Source organism: Noviherbaspirillum sp., from assembly GCF_035944575.1.
Classification (GTDB): domain Bacteria; phylum Pseudomonadota; class Gammaproteobacteria; order Burkholderiales; family Burkholderiaceae_D; genus Noviherbaspirillum.
The window spans coordinates 22,401-38,279 of record NZ_DASZBA010000117.1; the positions used below are offsets into that span (position 1 = coordinate 22,401).

Genomic DNA, 15,879 nt, shown 5'->3' on the forward strand with positions numbered 1-15,879 from the left:
CTATTTAAAATGGTGCAAAAAAGCAGATGATTTAAAACTACTCTGACCCCTTTTAAATTTATTGAACTATATTTTGCGGTGCACTATGCTTCGGAATCAACATATTCTGCAGCGGAGAACACTTATGCACGCGCAAGGTCTGTACGACCCATCCAACGAACATGACGCTTGCGGCGTCGGTTTTATCGCTCATATCAAGGGCAAAAAGAGCCATTCCATCGTCGAGCAGGGATTGCTGATCCTGAAGAACCTCGACCACCGGGGTGCAGTCGGTGCTGACAAGTTAATGGGTGACGGCGCCGGTATTCTGATTCAGATTCCAGACCAGTATTACCGTGACGAAATGGCGAAGCAAGGCGTCAACCTGCCGCCGCCAGGCGAGTACGGCGTCGGCATGGTGTTCCTGCCGAAAGAAAATGCATCGCGCATCGCATGCGAGCAGGAAATCGAGCGCGCCGTAACGGCCGAAGGCCAGGTTGTTCTCGGATGGCGTGATGTGCCGGTGGATATCGACATGCCAATGTCGCCCACCGTGCGCGAAAAGGAACCGGTCATCCGGCAGATTTTCATCGGCCGAGGCCCGGACATCATGGTCACGGACGCGCTCGAGCGTAAGCTGTATGTGATTCGCAAATCATCCGGCCATGCGATCCAGGCGCTCAATCTGATTCACGGCAAGGAATTCTTCGTGCCATCGATGTCAGCCCGTACCGTCGTGTACAAGGGTCTTCTGCTGGCGGACCAGGTCGGCGTGTATTACCGTGACCTGCAGGATGAACGCTGTGTTTCGGCATTGGCGCTCGTGCACCAGCGTTTCTCCACCAATACCTTCCCGGAATGGCCGCTGGCCCACCCGTACCGCCTGATCGCCCACAACGGCGAAATCAATACCGTCAAGGGCAACTTCAACTGGATGCGCGCGCGCGAAGGCGTGATGAAATCCGCTGTTCTCGGCGAAGACCTCCGTAAGCTTTTCCCGCTGATTTACGAAGGCCAGTCGGATACCGCCTGCTTCGACAACGCGCTCGAATTGCTCGTGATGGCCGGATATCCGGTTGCCCAGGCGATGATGATGATGATCCCGGAAGCATGGGAAAACCATACGCTGATGGACGACAACCGTCGCGCCTTCTACGAATACCATGCCGCGATGATGGAGCCATGGGACGGCCCGGCCGCGATGGCATTCACCGACGGCCGCCATATCGGCGGCACCCTGGACCGCAATGGCCTGCGTCCGGCGCGCTATATCGTCACCGACGATGACCTCGTCGTCATGGCTTCCGAGTCCGGCGTGCTGCCGATCCCGGAATCGAAGATTATCAAGAAATGGCGCCTGCAGCCGGGCAAGATGTTCCTGATCGATCTGGATGCCGGCCGCATCATCGACGACAAGGAACTCAAGGATACCTACGCCAACGCCAAGCCATACAAGCAATGGATTGAATCGGTGCGCATCAAGCTCGACGAACTGGAAGCCGAGCCGGTCACGGTCCAGCCCAGCATATCGCTGCTCGATCGCCAGCAGGCATTCGGGTACACCCAGGAAGACCTCAAGTTCCTGATGTCGCCGATGGCCGTGCTTGCCGAGGAAGCCACCGGCTCCATGGGCAATGACTCGCCGCTGGCGGTGATGTCGAACAAGAACAAGACGCTGTACCACTACTTCAAGCAGTTGTTCGCGCAGGTGACCAATCCGCCGATCGATCCGATCCGTGAAGCGATGGTGATGTCGCTGGTTTCCTTCATCGGCCCGAAGCCGAATCTGCTGGATACGAACAACATCAATCCGCCGATGCGACTGGAAGTCGCACAGCCGATCCTGGACTACGCCGACATGGACAAGCTGCGCAACATCAGCGCCCACACCGGCGGCAAGTTCAAGTCGCATGAGCTGAACATCTGCTATCCGGTCGCCTGGGGCAAGGAAGGCATCGAAGCCCGCCTCGCATCGCTGTGCGCCAAGGCGGTCGACGCCGTGAAATCCGGCCACAATATCCTGATCATTTCGGACCGCAAGCTGGACGCCGAACAGGTCGCGATCCCGGCGCTGCTCGCAACATCGGCTATCCACTTGCATCTCGTCAGCAAGGGGTTGCGCACATCCACCGGTCTGGTGGTCGAAACCGGTTCCGCCCGAGAAACCCATCACTTTGCACTGCTGGCGGGCTATGGCGCCGAAGCCATCCATCCATACCTCGCGATGGAGACGCTGACTGACATGGCCAAGGGCTTGACCGGTGACCTGTCACCCGAAAAAGCGATTTACAACTTCCAGAAAGCGGTCGGCAAGGGCCTGATGAAGGTAATGTCCAAGATGGGCATTTCGACCTACATGTCGTACTGCGGCGCCCAGATTTTCGAAGCCATCGGCCTGAACAAGGCGCTGGTCGACAAGTACTTCAAGGGTACTGCATCGAATGTGGAAGGTATCGGCGTGTTCGAGGTGGCGGAAGAAGCGTTGCGCCTGCACAAACTGGCCTTCAGCAACGACCCGGTTCTCGCCAATGCGCTGGATGCCGGCGGCGAATATGCGTATCGCGTCCGCGGCGAAGACCATATGTGGACGCCGGATGCGATTGCAAAGCTCCAGCATTCAACGCGTTCCAACAACTTCAATACCTACAAGGAATACGCGCAGATCATCAACGACCAATCGAAGCGTCACATGACGCTGCGCGGCCTGTTCGAGTTCCGCATCGATCCGTCGAAGGCAATCCCGCTGGACGAAGTCGAGCCGGCCAAGGAAATCGTCAAGCGCTTCGCCACCGGCGCCATGTCGCTCGGCTCCATCTCGACCGAAGCGCATGCCACGCTCGCAATCGCCATGAACCGTATCGGCGGCAAGTCGAACACGGGCGAAGGCGGCGAGGATGAAAACCGCTATCGCATGGAGCTGAAGGGCATTCCGATCAAGAAAGGCGAAACGCTTGCGTCGGTGATCGGAAAGGACCGTATCGAAGTCGATATGCCCCTGCTCGAAGGCGATTCGCTGCGCTCGAAGATCAAGCAGGTGGCCTCGGGCCGTTTCGGTGTCACCACCGAGTACCTGACATCGGCCGACCAGATCCAGATCAAGATGGCGCAGGGCGCGAAGCCGGGCGAGGGCGGGCAGCTCCCGGGTCACAAGGTATCCGAGTACATCGCGAAGCTGCGTTTCTCCGTGCCGGGCGTGGGCCTGATTTCGCCGCCGCCGCACCATGACATTTACTCGATCGAGGACCTGGCACAACTGATCCATGATCTGAAGAATGCCAATCCGCGCGCATCGATCTCGGTCAAGCTGGTATCCGAAGTCGGTGTCGGTACCGTTGCCGCCGGCGTGGCGAAAGCCAAGTCCGACCACGTGGTGATCGCTGGCCATGACGGCGGCACCGGCGCCTCGCCGCTGTCATCGGTCAAGCATGCCGGCACGCCGTGGGAACTCGGGCTTGCTGAAACGCAGCAGACGCTGGTGCTCAACCGCCTGCGCAGCCGCATCCGCGTGCAGGCCGACGGCCAGATCAAGACCGGTCGCGATGTCGTGATCGCCGCATTGCTCGGCGCCGATGAAGTCGGTTTCGCCACCGCGCCGCTGGTTGTCGAAGGCTGCATCATGATGCGCAAGTGCCACCTCAATACCTGCCCGGTCGGCGTTGCGACCCAGGACCCGGTGCTGCGTGCGAAATTCCAGGGCAAGCCGGAACATGTGGTGAACTACTTCTTCTTCGTTGCCGAAGAAGCCCGCCAGATCATGGCGCAGCTTGGCATCCGTACCTTTGACGAACTGATCGGCCGTGTCGATCTGCTCGACAAGTCGAAAGCCATTTCGCACTGGAAGGCAAAGGGCCTGGACTTCACCCGCATTTTCCATCAGCCTGATATGCCGGCGTCCGAGCCGCGTTACCAGGTGGAGGGCCAGGACCACGGTCTCGAGAAGGCGCTCGACCACAAGCTGATCGCTCAGGCCAAGGCTGCGCTGGACAAAGGCGAGAAGGTGTCGTTCATCTCCCCGGTGAAAAACGTCAACCGTACCGTCGGGACGATGCTCTCCGGCGAAGTGGCGAAGAAGTATGGTCACGAGGGACTGCCCGACGACACCATCCATATCCAGATGCATGGCACCGCAGGCCAATCGGCCGGCGCCTTCCTTGCACACGGCATCACGATCGATCTGGTCGGCGAGGGCAACGACTATGTCGGCAAGGGATTGTCGGGCGGCCGCATCATCGTGCGTCCCAACACCGAGTTCCGCGGCTGGGCGGTGGACAACATCATCGTTGGCAATACTGTTCTGTACGGCGCGATTGCCGGTGAAGCGTTCTTCAACGGCGTTGCCGGCGAACGTTTCGCGGTGCGCAATTCCGGTGCTACCGCCGTTGTCGAAGGCACCGGCGACCATGGTTGCGAATACATGACCGGCGGCACAGTCGTCGTTCTTGGCGCGACAGGACGCAACTTCGCGGCCGGCATGTCGGGCGGTATCGCCTATGTGTACGACCCGGACGGGGATTTTGCCAACAAATGCAATATGGCGATGGTGGCGCTCGACCCGGTATTGGCAAGTGCCGACCAGGAAGCCAAAATGGTCCGCGCGATCTGGCATAGCGCCAAGCGCAACGGCGAGGCGCAGACCGACGAAGCGATCCTCAAGGGCTTGATCGAACGCCACTTCAAGTACACCGGCAGCACCCGTGCCCGCAACCTGCTCGACGACTGGAGCAATGCGCGCGGCAAGTTCGTCAAGGTCTTCCCGACCGAATACAAGCGGGCGCTCGGTGAACTGAACGCGGCGGCGAAGGCAAGCGAAAAAGTCGCGGCCTGATCGAAAGTCGGATTGAACGACATGGCAGGGTGGGCGAGGGCCCATCCTGCACAAAAAAATACTGAAGGAACATCATGGGAAAAGTAACCGGTTTTCTGGAATATCAGCGCCTGCAGGAAGCGAGCGAGGCGCCCGAACTGCGCAAGAAGCATTACAAGGAGTTCGTAGTCCACCTGAGCGATGCCGAAGCAAAAATTCAGGGCGCACGCTGCATGGACTGTGGCATCCCTTTTTGCAATAGCGGCTGCCCGGTCAACAACATCATTCCGGACTGGAACGATCTGGTCTACAACGGCAATTACAAGGAAGCGCTGGACAACGCGCACTCCACCAATAATTTCCCGGAATTCACCGGCAAGGTCTGCCCGGCGCCGTGCGAAGCTGCCTGTACCTTGGCTTTCAACGACAAGGCGGTCGGCATCAAGTCGATCGAGCACTTCATCGCGGCCAAGGGCTGGGAAAACGGCTGGATCGTGCCGCAGCCGCCAGCTGCGAAAACCGGCAAAAAGGTCGCCGTCGTCGGTTCCGGCCCCGCAGGCCTGGCAGCAGCGCAGCAATTGGCGCGTGTCGGCCACGATGTCACCGTGTTCGAAAAGAATGACCGGATCGGCGGATTGCTGCGCTACGGTATTCCCGACTTCAAGATGGAAAAGTCGCATATCGATCGCCGCGTCGAACAAATGAAAGCCGAAGGCGTGACTTTCCGTACCGGTGTACTGGTTGGCAAGGATTTCCCTGCCAATATCACCAACTGGTCGAAGGAAACCATGTCGGTCGAGCAGATCAACAAGGACTTCGATGCCGTCGTCATTGCCGGCGGTGCGGAAGTGCCGCGCGATCTGCCGGTGCCCGGCCGCGAGCTCAAGGGCGTGCACTTTGCGATGGAATTCCTGCCCCAGCAAAACAAGGTCAATGCCGGCGACAAGGTGAAAGACCAGATCATGGCCACTGGCAAGCATGTGGTCGTGATCGGCGGCGGCGACACCGGTTCCGACTGCGTCGGCACGTCGAATCGCCATGGCGCTGTTTCAGTGGCGCAGTTCGAACTGTTGCCGCAGCCTCCGGAAACCGAAAACAAGCCGCTGGTATGGCCTTACTGGCCGACCAAGCTTCGTACTTCGTCGTCTCATGAAGAAGGGTGCGAACGCGATTGGGCGGTAGCCACCAAGCGCCTTGAAGGAAAGAACGGCAAGGTGGAGAAGCTGATCGGTGCGCGTGTCGAGTGGAAGGATGGCAAGATGCAGGAAGTGCCGAATTCGGAATTCGAAATGAAGGCTGACCTGGTACTGCTTGCAATGGGTTTCGTGTCGCCGGTGCAATCCGTGCTGGAAGCATTTGGTATCGACAAGGACGCTCGCGGCAATGCCAAGGCAACCACGGACGGCGACGGCTGCTACAAGACCTCCGTGGCGAAAGTGTTCGCTGCCGGCGATATGCGCCGCGGCCAGTCGCTGGTCGTATGGGCAATTCGCGAAGGCCGGCAGTGTGCGCGGGCAGTGGATGAGTTCCTCATGGGAAGCAGCGTCCTCCCTCGTTGATGCAATGGCCTGATTGTTGAAAAGGCCTTGTCAAAAATATCCTATGCGAGCCGGGGCAGGATTCAAAACCTGCCCCGGCTCGCATAGGGCCAAAATATGATTGCCGGTTCTGCACTATAATCTGACTTTTGAGTCAGATATATCCGCTGTGCCCAATCTCGTCGAAATCCGCAACCTCCATTTCTCCTATGGTGCACGTCCGATCCTTTCGGGCCTGCAGATGGACTTCCCGCGCGGCAAGGTCGTTGCCGTCATGGGCGGGTCGGGTTCTGGCAAAACGACCATTCTCCGGCTGATCGGCGGACAGCTGCGCCAACAGTCCGGTACGGTCAATGTCGACGGCCAGATGGTGCAAAACCTGGGCAACAAGGAGTTGTATGTGCTGCGGCGCAAGATGGGCATGCTCTTTCAGCATGGCGCTTTGTTCACCGATCTGACCGTATTCGAAAATGTTGCCTTTCCGCTGCGCGAGCACACTAATCTGCCGGAAGAATTGCTCCGAGACATGGTATTGATGAAGCTGCACGCAGTCGGTCTCCGCAATGCCGCTCAGCTTAAACCGTCGGAAGTTTCCGGCGGCATGGCCAGGCGGGTTGCGCTGGCACGCGCAATTGCACTCGATCCGCAGTTGATCATGTATGACGAGCCGTTTGCGGGCCTGGACCCGATTTCAATGGGTGTGACGGCCAATATCATCCGGCGCCTGAACGATGTGCTCGGTTCCACATCGATTCTGGTGTCGCATGACGTCCATGAATCGTTTTCCATTGCCGACTATGTGTATTTCCTGTCGCAGGGCAAGATTGTCGCCCACGGCACGCCGACGGAAATGCGCAATTCCAGTGATCCTTACGTAAAGCAATTCGTGAATGCAGAGCCGGACGGACCGGTTCCTTTTCATCAGCCTGGCAAGTCGCTGGCGGAAGATCTTGGATTGGGTGGCCGATGATCATCAATGCCATTTCCAACCTCGGCCGCTGGGTGCGCGAATCCATATCCGGAATCGGTTTTGCGACCCGCACCTTTGTTGCGCTGGTCGGATCATCAGGCGGATTGCTGCGGCGCTTGCGGTTGGTGACGGACCAGATCCATTTCATCGGCAACTATTCGCTCGTCATCATTGCCGTATCGGGCCTCTTTGTCGGCTTCGTGCTCGGGCTTCAGGGCTATTACACCCTGAATAAGTACGGTTCCGAACAGGCGTTAGGCTTACTGGTCGCATTGTCGCTGACGCGAGAGCTGGGGCCAGTGGTGACCGCCTTGTTGTTCGCGGGGCGGGCCGGCACGTCGCTGACCGCGGAAATCGGCCTGATGAAAGCAGGGGAGCAGTTATCCGCCATGGAGATGATGGCCATCGATCCAATGCAACGCATCATTGCACCGCGTTTCTGGGCTGGCGTGATCGCCATGCCAATCCTTGCGGCCATCTTCAGTGCGGTAGGCATTCTTGGCGGCTACATAGTCGGGGTGCGGATGATTGGTGTCGATGAAGGCGCTTTCTGGTCCCAGATGCAGGCCGGCGTTGATGTCCGGAACGATATCCTGAACGGCGTATTGAAAAGCGTGGTGTTTGGATTTGCCGTTACTTTTATTGCCTTATATCAAGGTTATGAGGCCAAGCCGACGCCGGAAGGTGTCGCAAGGGCAACCACGCGAACGGTGGTAATTGCATCACTTACTGTCTTGTGGCTGGACTTCCTGTTGACGGCGCTCATGTTTAACTGAGATTGCAGAAGAGTCCTGGCAGGATGAAGTAGTGTGTTGTGCAATTTTTTGCATTGCTCCGACATTAATAAACCATATCTCCCATATTCAGGGTATGAAGTTATGCAACGAAAATCTTTAGACTTATGGGTCGGCCTGTTTGTGCTGCTCGGTGCGGCGGCGCTGTTTTTCCTTGCCATGAAGGCCGGAAACATGAGCTCAATGTCGTTTTCCGACACGTATACGGTAACGACACGCTTCGACAATATCGGCGGATTGAAACCGCGCGCGCCGGTAAAGAGTGCCGGTGTGGTGGTGGGTCGGGTTGCCGATATTCGTTTCGACGATAAAAGCTTCAAAGCGCTTGTGACCCTGGACCTGGATAGCGGTTACAAGTTTCCCAAGGATTCATCGGCCAAAATCCTCACATCGGGATTGCTGGGCGAGCAATACATCGGACTGGAGCCGGGCGGTGATACCAACAATCTGGCTGCCGGCGACAGAATCACCATGACACAATCCGCGATTGTTCTGGAAAACCTGATCAGTCAATTCCTGTTCAGCAAAGCCGCGGAAGGAAAGGAAGAATAAATGATGAGTCGCGCTACGCGCATCATCGCATTGGCTTTGATGCTTCTGGTTGCCGGTTGTGCAAGTACGAATCCCAAGGATCCGTTCGAGAACTTTAATCGGGCCATGTTCGAGTTCAACGATGCAGTCGACCAGGCTGCGGTGAAGCCAGCGGCCGAGGTGTATCGCACCGTGCTGCCTTCGTTTGTACAGACCGGTATCTACAACTTCTTCGGCAACCTCGGCGATGTGTCGACCGCGCTGAATAATCTTTTGCAAGGCAAGCTGGCCGATGGCATGTCGGATGTCATGCGCGTTGCAGTCAATACGACATTCGGCCTGGGCGGTCTTCTTGATATCGGCTCGGAAGCCGGGCTCGTCAAGCACAAGGAAGATTTCGGACAGACTCTTGGCTACTGGGGAATCAGTTCCGGTCCCTATGTCGTGCTCCCGATCCTGGGTTCATCCACCTTGCGCGATGTAGGAGCATTGCCAGTCGACTGGGAAACAGATCCATGGCGATACATGTCGCCAGTCCATACCCGCAATACCGGATCGGTACTGCGTATTCTGGACTTGCGTGCTTCGGTATTGGATGCCTCCAATCTGATCGAAGAGGCTGCGCTGGATCGCTACCAGTTTGTTCGCGATGCTTATATGCAACGGCGCGAAAGCAAGGTGAACGATGGCGAGTTATCGAAGTCCGTATATGAGGAAGAAGAAAGCACTGCGACATCCGGCACCGGTACGCCTGCGAAACCCGTGACATCCGGTCAAGGCAGTCAGCAGACGCCGTCCAGTGAGCCTGCCCAACAGGGGCAGAACGACACCGCTGTATCGTCCGTAGCCTCGGTAGAGAAACAATAGGGTTAAGTACATTGAAAATCGGGATGACAGTCGCCATGTCATCGTAACTCCGTGCTCAGCAGTTAACGCTTGATAGAGGCATCGGCCTCGATTACAAACAGGAAATTATGAATATCATTAAAACATTCTTAGCGGTATGCGGGCTTGCATTAAGTTCGCTGGCTTTCACTAGTTCGGCTGCGGCGCAGGAAGCGCCGGACGTGCTCGTTAAACGCATCAGCGAGGAAGTCGTTGAAGCGGTCAAGGGCGATCAGGATATTCGCTCCGGCAATCAAAAGCGTGTTCTCGATCTGGTGGAAAGCAAAATCCTGCCACACGTTGATTTCCAACGCATGACGTCCCTTGCTGCCGGACGCTACTGGCGGGAAGCCACGCCGGAGCAGCAAAAGCAATTGACCAATGAATTCCGCGACCTGCTGGTTTACACCTATTCCGGCGCGATTGCCCAGGTTCGGGATCAGAAACTGGAATTCAAGCCGCTGCGCGCCGATCCGGCCGATACCGAAGTCGAAGTGCGCTCGCAGGTCATGCAGCCACGGGGCGGAGATCCGATCCAAATCAGCTACCGCCTGGCGAAGTCACCGAATGGATGGAAGATTTTTGACGTCAATGTCCTTGGCGCATGGCTGGTTGAGACTTACAAGGGCAATTTCGCTTCCGAAATCAGCAAGGGCGGCATCGACGGCCTGATCAAAACGCTTGCCGAAAGAAACAAGCGTCTCGCCGCTAGCGCTGCCAAGGGCGGCAAAGCGTCCTGATCATGTTTCGTCCGACCCTGACCTTGACTGCCTCCAACGCGAAAACCGTGTTGGAGGAAGGTCTCCGCGCCATACGGTCGGGACAACCCAGCATCGATCTGGCAGAGGTGACAACGGTCGACTCGGCCGCTGTCGCCACCCTGCTGGCCTGGCAGCGCGCCGCGCGCCGGGAAGGCAAGACGCTCACGTTCACCAACCTGCCGCATGGCTTGCGCAGTCTTGCCGAGCTGTATGGCGTGCTCGATTTGCTGCATCATTCAACGGCTGCCCAAGCGCACGCCGATCTGCATCACCATTGACCGTCCGGTCTCTTCCGCTGCAACGTGCCTGTTCCGGCTTTCAAGCTGGAAATCCAATATAATCAAGGGTTTCGCCGCTCAGTTGACCAAGCTGCCTGCCAGCTGATCAAGCGCTCACCGACTTACCCTCCACCGCTCTTAAGCCACCATGGCTGCTCTTGAAATCCAGAATGTCGAAAAACGCTACCAGTCGCTGCAGGCACTTGGGGGTGTTTCGCTCACCATCGAAGAAGGCGAATTCTTCGGTCTGCTCGGCCCCAACGGGGCAGGAAAAACCACGCTGATCTCCATCATCGCCGGGCTCAATCGCGCCGATTCCGGCAAAGTGTCGATCCACGGCTATGACGTGGTGCGCGACTATCGCGAAGCCCGCAAACGCCTGGGCGTCGTGCCGCAGGAACTGGTGTTTGACCCGTTTTTCACCGTACGTGAAACATTGCGGATGCAATCCGGCTACTTTGGCTTAAAAAACAACGATGCATGGATAGACGAGGTGATGGCCAACCTCGACCTCACCAACAAAGCCGACGCCAACATGCGCTCGTTGTCCGGCGGCATGAAGCGCCGGGTGCTGGTGGCACAGGCGCTGGTGCACAAGCCGCCCGTTATCGTTCTCGACGAGCCGACTGCCGGCGTCGATGTCGAACTCCGGCAGACCTTGTGGAAATTCATCACCCGTCTGAACCGTGAAGGTCACACGATCGTCCTGACGACGCACTACCTCGAAGAAGCACAGGCGCTCTGCAACCGCATCGCCATGCTGAAGGGCGGCAAGGTCGTTGCCCTCGATTCCACTTCGGCGCTGATCAAGCGCATTTCCGGCTCCCAGCTGGTGGTGCGGCTTGCGCGCGGCACCTTGCCGGATGCATTGAAGCCGTTGGTCTCGCATCCTGACGAGCTGATTGCCGGCAACAAATACACGCTGCGCGTCAACGAATATTCCGATGTGGAGCCGATCCTCTCTACGCTGCGTCAGTCCGGCGTGGTGATCGACGACATGCAATTGCAGCAAGCCGACCTTGAAGATGTGTTCATCCAGATCATGGAGGGAGAGAAATGATCGGCTTCCAGACCCTGTTCTACAAGGAATTGCTGCGATTCTGGAAAGTCGCCACGCAAACCATCAGCGCGCCCATCCTGACGGCGATGCTGTACCTGCTGATTTTCGGCCATGTGCTGGAAGAGCATGTGCAGGTTTATCCCGAGGTTCGCTACACCGCCTTTCTCATTCCCGGGCTGGTGATGATGAGCGTGCTGCAGAATTCGTTCGCTAACAGCTCCTCGTCGCTGATCCAGTCGAAGATCACCGGCAACCTCGTGTTCGTTTTGCTGCCGCCGCTGTCGCACTGGGAACTGTTTGGCGCCTATGTGCTGGCGTCGGTGGTGCGCGGACTCGCCGTCGGCGCCGGTGTGTTCGTCATCACCGCATGGTTCGCCGATCTCTCCTTCGTCGCACCATGGTGGATCGTGATTTTTGCATTGCTCGGCGCGGCGATGCTCGGCACGATGGGACTCATCGCCGGTATCTGGGCAGAGAAGTTCGATCAGCTTGCGGCTTTCCAGAATTTCCTTATCATGCCGGCCACTTTTCTGTCCGGGGTGTTTTATTCCATCCATTCTTTGCCACCTTTCTGGCAAACAGTGTCGCACTTCAACCCGTTTTTTTATATGATCGATGGCTTCCGCTACGGCTTCTTCGGCCAGTCGGATGTCAACCCATGGATCAGCTTTTCCATCGTCGCCCTGTTCTTCATGCTGTTGGCGGCATTCGCCATACGCATGCTGAAGAACGGCTACAAACTGCGCCACTGAAGCAAGGCATTAAGGAAATCACATCATGCTGCCTACACCTGAGCTTGTTAAAAGCTATATCGCCGCTGGCCTCGATTGCACTCATCTCGACGTGCAGGGCGACGGCCAGCATTTCAATGCGGTCATCGTATCCAGCGCATTTGAAGGGAAGCGACTGATCCAGCGTCATCAGCTGGTTTATGCGGCGCTGGGCGACCGCATGCGCGAAGAGATCCATGCGCTGTCGATGAAAACTCTCACTCCGGAAGAATTCCAGAAATAATGGACAAACTACTTATCAACGGCGGCAAGCGCCTGTCCGGCAGCATCAGCATCTCCGGTGCGAAAAACGCTGCATTGCCCATCCTGTGTGCCGGCCTGCTGACTGCCGATACCGTGCACCTGTCGAACGTCCCGCTGCTGCAGGACGTGACAACGATTCTGAAAATACTGCGCCAGATCGGCCTTCGCGTGGAACAGGACGGTGACCGCATCGCGATGAACGGTGCCGCGATCGACAAGCTGGAAGCGCCCTATGAATTGGTGCGGACCATGCGCGCATCGATCCTGGTGCTCGGCCCGCTCGTCGCGCGATTTGGCGAAGCCAGGGTGTCGCTGCCCGGCGGCTGCGCGATCGGCTCCCGGCCTGTGGACCAGCACATCAAGGGCTTGCAGGCAATGGGCGCGGAAGTCCATATCGAAGCCGGCTACATTCACGCCAAGGCGAAAAAACTGAAGGGCACGCGCATCGTGACCGACATGATCACGGTCACCGGCACCGAAAACCTGCTGATGGCGGCGACGCTGGCCGAAGGCGAGACCGTGCTGGAAAATGCCGCGCGCGAACCGGAAGTGACTGACCTTGCCAACCTGCTGGTGGCAATGGGTGCGAAGATCACCGGCATCGGCACGGACCGCCTGGTGATCCAGGGCGTCGATGCCTTGCACGGCGCGTCGCACAAGGTCATTGCCGACCGTATCGAGACCGGCACTTTCCTGTGCGCGGTCGCGGCCGCCGGCGGCGATGTCACATTGACGAACGCCCGCAGCGACATCCTCGACGTGGCGCTCGACAAATTGCGCGAAGCCGGCGCGGTCATCACCACCGGTTCCGACTGGATCCGCGTGCAGATGGCGGCACGGCCCAAGGCTATCAGTTTCCGCACCACCGAGTATCCAGGCTTCCCGACCGACATGCAGGCGCAATTCATGGCACTCAACTGCATCGCCGAGGGCGGCAGCCGTGTGACCGAAACCATTTTCGAAAACCGTTTCATGCACGTGCAGGAACTGAACCGTCTCGGCGCCGCAATCGATATCGATGGCCATACCGCCATCGTGCAGGGTGTCGACCGACTGGTGGGTGCGCCTGTCATGGCGACCGACCTGCGTGCTTCGGCATCGCTGGTGATCGCCGGCCTGGCAGCACAGGGTGAAACACTGGTGGACCGCATTTATCACCTCGATCGCGGTTATGACCGCATGGAAGTCAAGCTGTCCGGCGTGGGCGCGGATATCCGGCGGGTCAAGCAATGAGCCAGCAACTGACGCTCGCGCTTTCAAAGGGGCGCATATTCGAAGAAACCATGCCGCTGCTGAAGGCCGCCGGCATCGCCGTCAGCGAGGATCCAGAGACGTCGCGCAAGCTCATCCTGCCGACCAACGATCCGGATGTGCGCGTCATCATCGTGCGCGCTTCCGACGTGCCTACCTATGTGCAATACGGTGCGGCGGACTTCGGCGTGGCCGGCAAGGACGTGCTGCTCGAACACGGCGGCGAAGGCTTGTACCAGCCGATCGACCTGAACATCGCCAAATGCCGCATGTCGGTCGCCGTGCAGGCCGGCTTCGATTACGGCAGCGCCGTGCGCCAGGGCGCGCGCCTGCGGGTGGCGACCAAGTACGTGCAGATGGCCCGCCAGCATTTCGCGGCCAAAGGCGTGCACGTCGACCTGATCAAGCTGTACGGTTCGATGGAACTGGCGCCGCTGGTCGGTCTGTCCGACGCGATCGTCGACCTGGTCAGCACCGGCAGCACGCTGCGTGCTAATAATCTCGTCGAGGTGGAGCACATCATGGACATCTCGTCACGGCTGGTCGTCAACCAGGCTGCGCTGAAGCTTAAGCGCGAGCGCCTGCAGCCGATCCTGGAAGCCTTTGAAAAAGCATCGAAAGCCGATTGAGAGACATCATGCCCGTTCAGATCCGCAAACTCGATTCCACCGATCCTGATTTCAGGAGCCAACTGTCGGCCGTGCTGGCATTCGAAGCCGCCGAGGACGAAGCCATCGACCAGGCGGCGGCGCGCATTCTCGCCGACGTGAAGGCGCGCGGCGACAGTGCGGTGCTCGAATACACCAAACGCTTCGATCGCCTCGACGCGACCGGGATTGCGGCACTGGAGATTCCACGCGCCGAACTCCATGCCGCCCTGGAAGGCTTGCCGCCAGCACGACGCACGGCATTGCAGACCGCTGCGGACCGCGTGCGCGCTTACCATGAACGCCAGAAGCAGGAATGCGGCAGCGATGGCTTCACCTATACCGAGGCCGACGGCACCGTACTGGGACAAAAGGTCACTCCGGTGGATCGCGTCGGCATCTATGTGCCGGGCGGCAAGGCGGCCTATCCGTCCTCGGTCCTGATGAACGCCATCCCGGCGAAAGTGGCGGGCGTCCAGGAAGTCATCATGGTTGTGCCGACGCCCTCCGGCGTGAAAAATGAATTGGTCCTGGCGGCGGCGGCCATCGCCGGCGTCGACCGGGTGTTCACCATCGGCGGTGCGCAGGCGGTCGGCGCGCTGGCGTTCGGGACCGACACCATTCCGGCAGTCGACAAGATTGTCGGACCCGGCAACGCGTATGTCGCGGCGGCAAAGCGGCGGGTATTCGGCATCGTCGGCATCGATATGATCGCCGGTCCATCGGAAATTCTGGTGCTGTGCGACGGCACCACCGACCCGGACTGGGTGGCGATGGACCTGTTTTCCCAGGCTGAGCATGACGAACTGGCGCAGTCGATCCTGATCTGCCCCGATGCCGGCTATATCGAACGCGTGCAGGCCAGCATCGACAGGCAGCTTGAATCGATGCCGCGCAAAGAGGTCATCCGCACTTCCCTGACCAACCGCGGCGCGCTGGTCAAGGTGCGCGACATGGAAGAGGCTTGCGACATCGCGAACATGATCGCCGCCGAACACCTCGAAATTTCCGCGGACAATCCCCGCCAATGGGCCGACCGGATACGGCACGCCGGTGCGATGTTCCTCGGCCGCTTTTCTTCCGAGTCGCTGGGCGATTATTGCGCCGGACCCAACCATGTGCTGCCGACATCGCGCACCGCGCGCTTCTCGTCACCCCTCGGCGTCTACGATTTCCAGAAACGGTCAAGCATCATCCATGTGAGCGAAGCCGGCGCGCAAACGCTGGGCAGGATCGCGGCGGAACTGGCCTACGGCGAAGGCTTGCAGGCGCATGCCGCTTCTGCCGAATACCGGTTGAAATAACATGCCGACCGCAACCGGCATGGTGAACGACTGGATTGACTGC

14 protein-coding genes are annotated in these 15,879 nt (G+C 58.6%); all 14 read left to right on the forward strand.

Going from position 1 to position 15,879, the window contains the following annotated elements; translation table 11 throughout:
• Window positions 1–124 precede the first annotated feature (124 nt).
• The 14 genes from VGU61_RS07665 to hisD all read left to right on the forward strand — a co-directional run bounded on the left by VGU61_RS07665 (window position 125) and on the right by hisD (window position 15,836).
• Window positions 125–4,804 (forward strand): glutamate synthase-related protein, encoded by a 4,680-nt coding sequence (locus tag VGU61_RS07665; RefSeq protein ID WP_326858518.1) that lies wholly within the window; start codon window positions 125–127, stop codon window positions 4,802–4,804.
• A gap of 74 nt (window positions 4,805–4,878) precedes the next feature.
• Complete coding sequence (locus VGU61_RS07670; protein WP_326858519.1) at window positions 4,879–6,342, forward strand: glutamate synthase subunit beta; 1,464 nt, start codon at window positions 4,879–4,881, stop codon at window positions 6,340–6,342.
• Window positions 6,343–6,490: 148 nt separating this feature from the next.
• On the forward strand, window positions 6,491–7,291 hold the full coding sequence (locus VGU61_RS07675) for an ABC transporter ATP-binding protein (protein WP_326858520.1): 801 nt from the start codon (window positions 6,491–6,493) through the stop codon (window positions 7,289–7,291).
• Window positions 7,288–8,067, forward strand: coding sequence for a lipid asymmetry maintenance ABC transporter permease subunit MlaE (gene mlaE, locus VGU61_RS07680; protein WP_326858521.1), 780 nt, complete (start codon window positions 7,288–7,290; stop codon window positions 8,065–8,067). The genes VGU61_RS07675 and mlaE overlap by 4 nt, the downstream gene beginning before the upstream one ends.
• 102 nt (window positions 8,068–8,169) lie before the next feature.
• A complete protein-coding gene (gene mlaD / locus VGU61_RS07685; RefSeq protein ID WP_326858532.1) occupies window positions 8,170–8,637 on the forward strand; it encodes an outer membrane lipid asymmetry maintenance protein MlaD in 468 nt (155 codons plus the stop codon).
• Window positions 8,638–9,483, forward strand: coding sequence for a VacJ family lipoprotein (locus VGU61_RS07690; protein ID WP_326858522.1), 846 nt, complete (start codon window positions 8,638–8,640; stop codon window positions 9,481–9,483). It abuts the gene before it with no gap.
• Window positions 9,484–9,590: 107 nt separating this feature from the next.
• On the forward strand, window positions 9,591–10,241 hold the full coding sequence (locus VGU61_RS07695) for an ABC transporter substrate-binding protein (protein WP_326858523.1): 651 nt from the start codon (window positions 9,591–9,593) through the stop codon (window positions 10,239–10,241).
• A gap of 2 nt (window positions 10,242–10,243) precedes the next feature.
• A complete protein-coding gene (locus tag VGU61_RS07700; protein ID WP_326858524.1) occupies window positions 10,244–10,540 on the forward strand; it encodes an STAS domain-containing protein in 297 nt (98 codons plus the stop codon).
• Window positions 10,541–10,688: 148 nt separating this feature from the next.
• Window positions 10,689–11,600: an ABC transporter ATP-binding protein gene (locus tag VGU61_RS07705; RefSeq protein ID WP_326858525.1), complete on the forward strand. Its 912-nt coding sequence runs from the start codon at window positions 10,689–10,691 to the stop codon at window positions 11,598–11,600.
• Window positions 11,597–12,352 (forward strand): ABC transporter permease, encoded by a 756-nt coding sequence (locus VGU61_RS07710; RefSeq protein ID WP_326858526.1) that lies wholly within the window; start codon window positions 11,597–11,599, stop codon window positions 12,350–12,352. The genes VGU61_RS07705 and VGU61_RS07710 overlap by 4 nt, the downstream gene beginning before the upstream one ends.
• Window positions 12,353–12,377: 25 nt before the next feature.
• A complete protein-coding gene (locus tag VGU61_RS07715; protein ID WP_326858527.1) occupies window positions 12,378–12,614 on the forward strand; it encodes a BolA family protein in 237 nt (78 codons plus the stop codon).
• Complete coding sequence (gene murA, locus VGU61_RS07720) at window positions 12,614–13,867, forward strand: UDP-N-acetylglucosamine 1-carboxyvinyltransferase (protein WP_326858528.1); 1,254 nt, start codon at window positions 12,614–12,616, stop codon at window positions 13,865–13,867. Before VGU61_RS07715 ends, murA begins: the two co-directional genes overlap by 1 nt.
• A complete protein-coding gene (gene hisG, locus VGU61_RS07725) occupies window positions 13,864–14,514 on the forward strand; it encodes an ATP phosphoribosyltransferase (RefSeq protein ID WP_326858529.1) in 651 nt (216 codons plus the stop codon). Before murA ends, hisG begins: the two co-directional genes overlap by 4 nt.
• A gap of 8 nt (window positions 14,515–14,522) precedes the next feature.
• Window positions 14,523–15,836: a histidinol dehydrogenase gene (hisD, locus tag VGU61_RS07730; RefSeq protein WP_326858530.1), complete on the forward strand. Its 1,314-nt coding sequence runs from the start codon at window positions 14,523–14,525 to the stop codon at window positions 15,834–15,836.
• Window positions 15,837–15,879: the final 43 nt, after the last annotated feature.

Excerpts from the sequence above, each read along its gene's own strand:
- VGU61_RS07690 (WP_326858522.1), top strand. The coding sequence starts at position 8,638 with ATGATGAGTCGCGCTACGCGCATCATCGCATTGGCTTTGATGCTTCTG.
- hisD (WP_326858530.1), top strand. The coding sequence starts at position 14,523 with ATGCCCGTTCAGATCCGCAAACTCGATTCCACCGATCCTGATTTCAGG.
- VGU61_RS07705 (WP_326858525.1), top strand. The coding sequence starts at position 10,689 with ATGGCTGCTCTTGAAATCCAGAATGTCGAAAAACGCTACCAGTCGCTG.
- hisG (WP_326858529.1), top strand. The coding sequence starts at position 13,864 with ATGAGCCAGCAACTGACGCTCGCGCTTTCAAAGGGGCGCATATTCGAA.
- VGU61_RS07710 (WP_326858526.1), top strand. The coding sequence starts at position 11,597 with ATGATCGGCTTCCAGACCCTGTTCTACAAGGAATTGCTGCGATTCTGG.
- mlaD (WP_326858532.1), top strand. The coding sequence starts at position 8,170 with ATGCAACGAAAATCTTTAGACTTATGGGTCGGCCTGTTTGTGCTGCTC.
- VGU61_RS07700 (WP_326858524.1), top strand. The coding sequence starts at position 10,244 with ATGTTTCGTCCGACCCTGACCTTGACTGCCTCCAACGCGAAAACCGTG.
- VGU61_RS07695 (WP_326858523.1), top strand. The coding sequence starts at position 9,591 with ATGAATATCATTAAAACATTCTTAGCGGTATGCGGGCTTGCATTAAGT.
- mlaE (WP_326858521.1), top strand. The coding sequence starts at position 7,288 with ATGATCATCAATGCCATTTCCAACCTCGGCCGCTGGGTGCGCGAATCC.
- murA (WP_326858528.1), top strand. The coding sequence starts at position 12,614 with ATGGACAAACTACTTATCAACGGCGGCAAGCGCCTGTCCGGCAGCATC.
- VGU61_RS07665 (WP_326858518.1), top strand. The coding sequence starts at position 125 with ATGCACGCGCAAGGTCTGTACGACCCATCCAACGAACATGACGCTTGC.
- VGU61_RS07670 (WP_326858519.1), top strand. The coding sequence starts at position 4,879 with ATGGGAAAAGTAACCGGTTTTCTGGAATATCAGCGCCTGCAGGAAGCG.
- VGU61_RS07715 (WP_326858527.1), top strand. The coding sequence starts at position 12,378 with ATGCTGCCTACACCTGAGCTTGTTAAAAGCTATATCGCCGCTGGCCTC.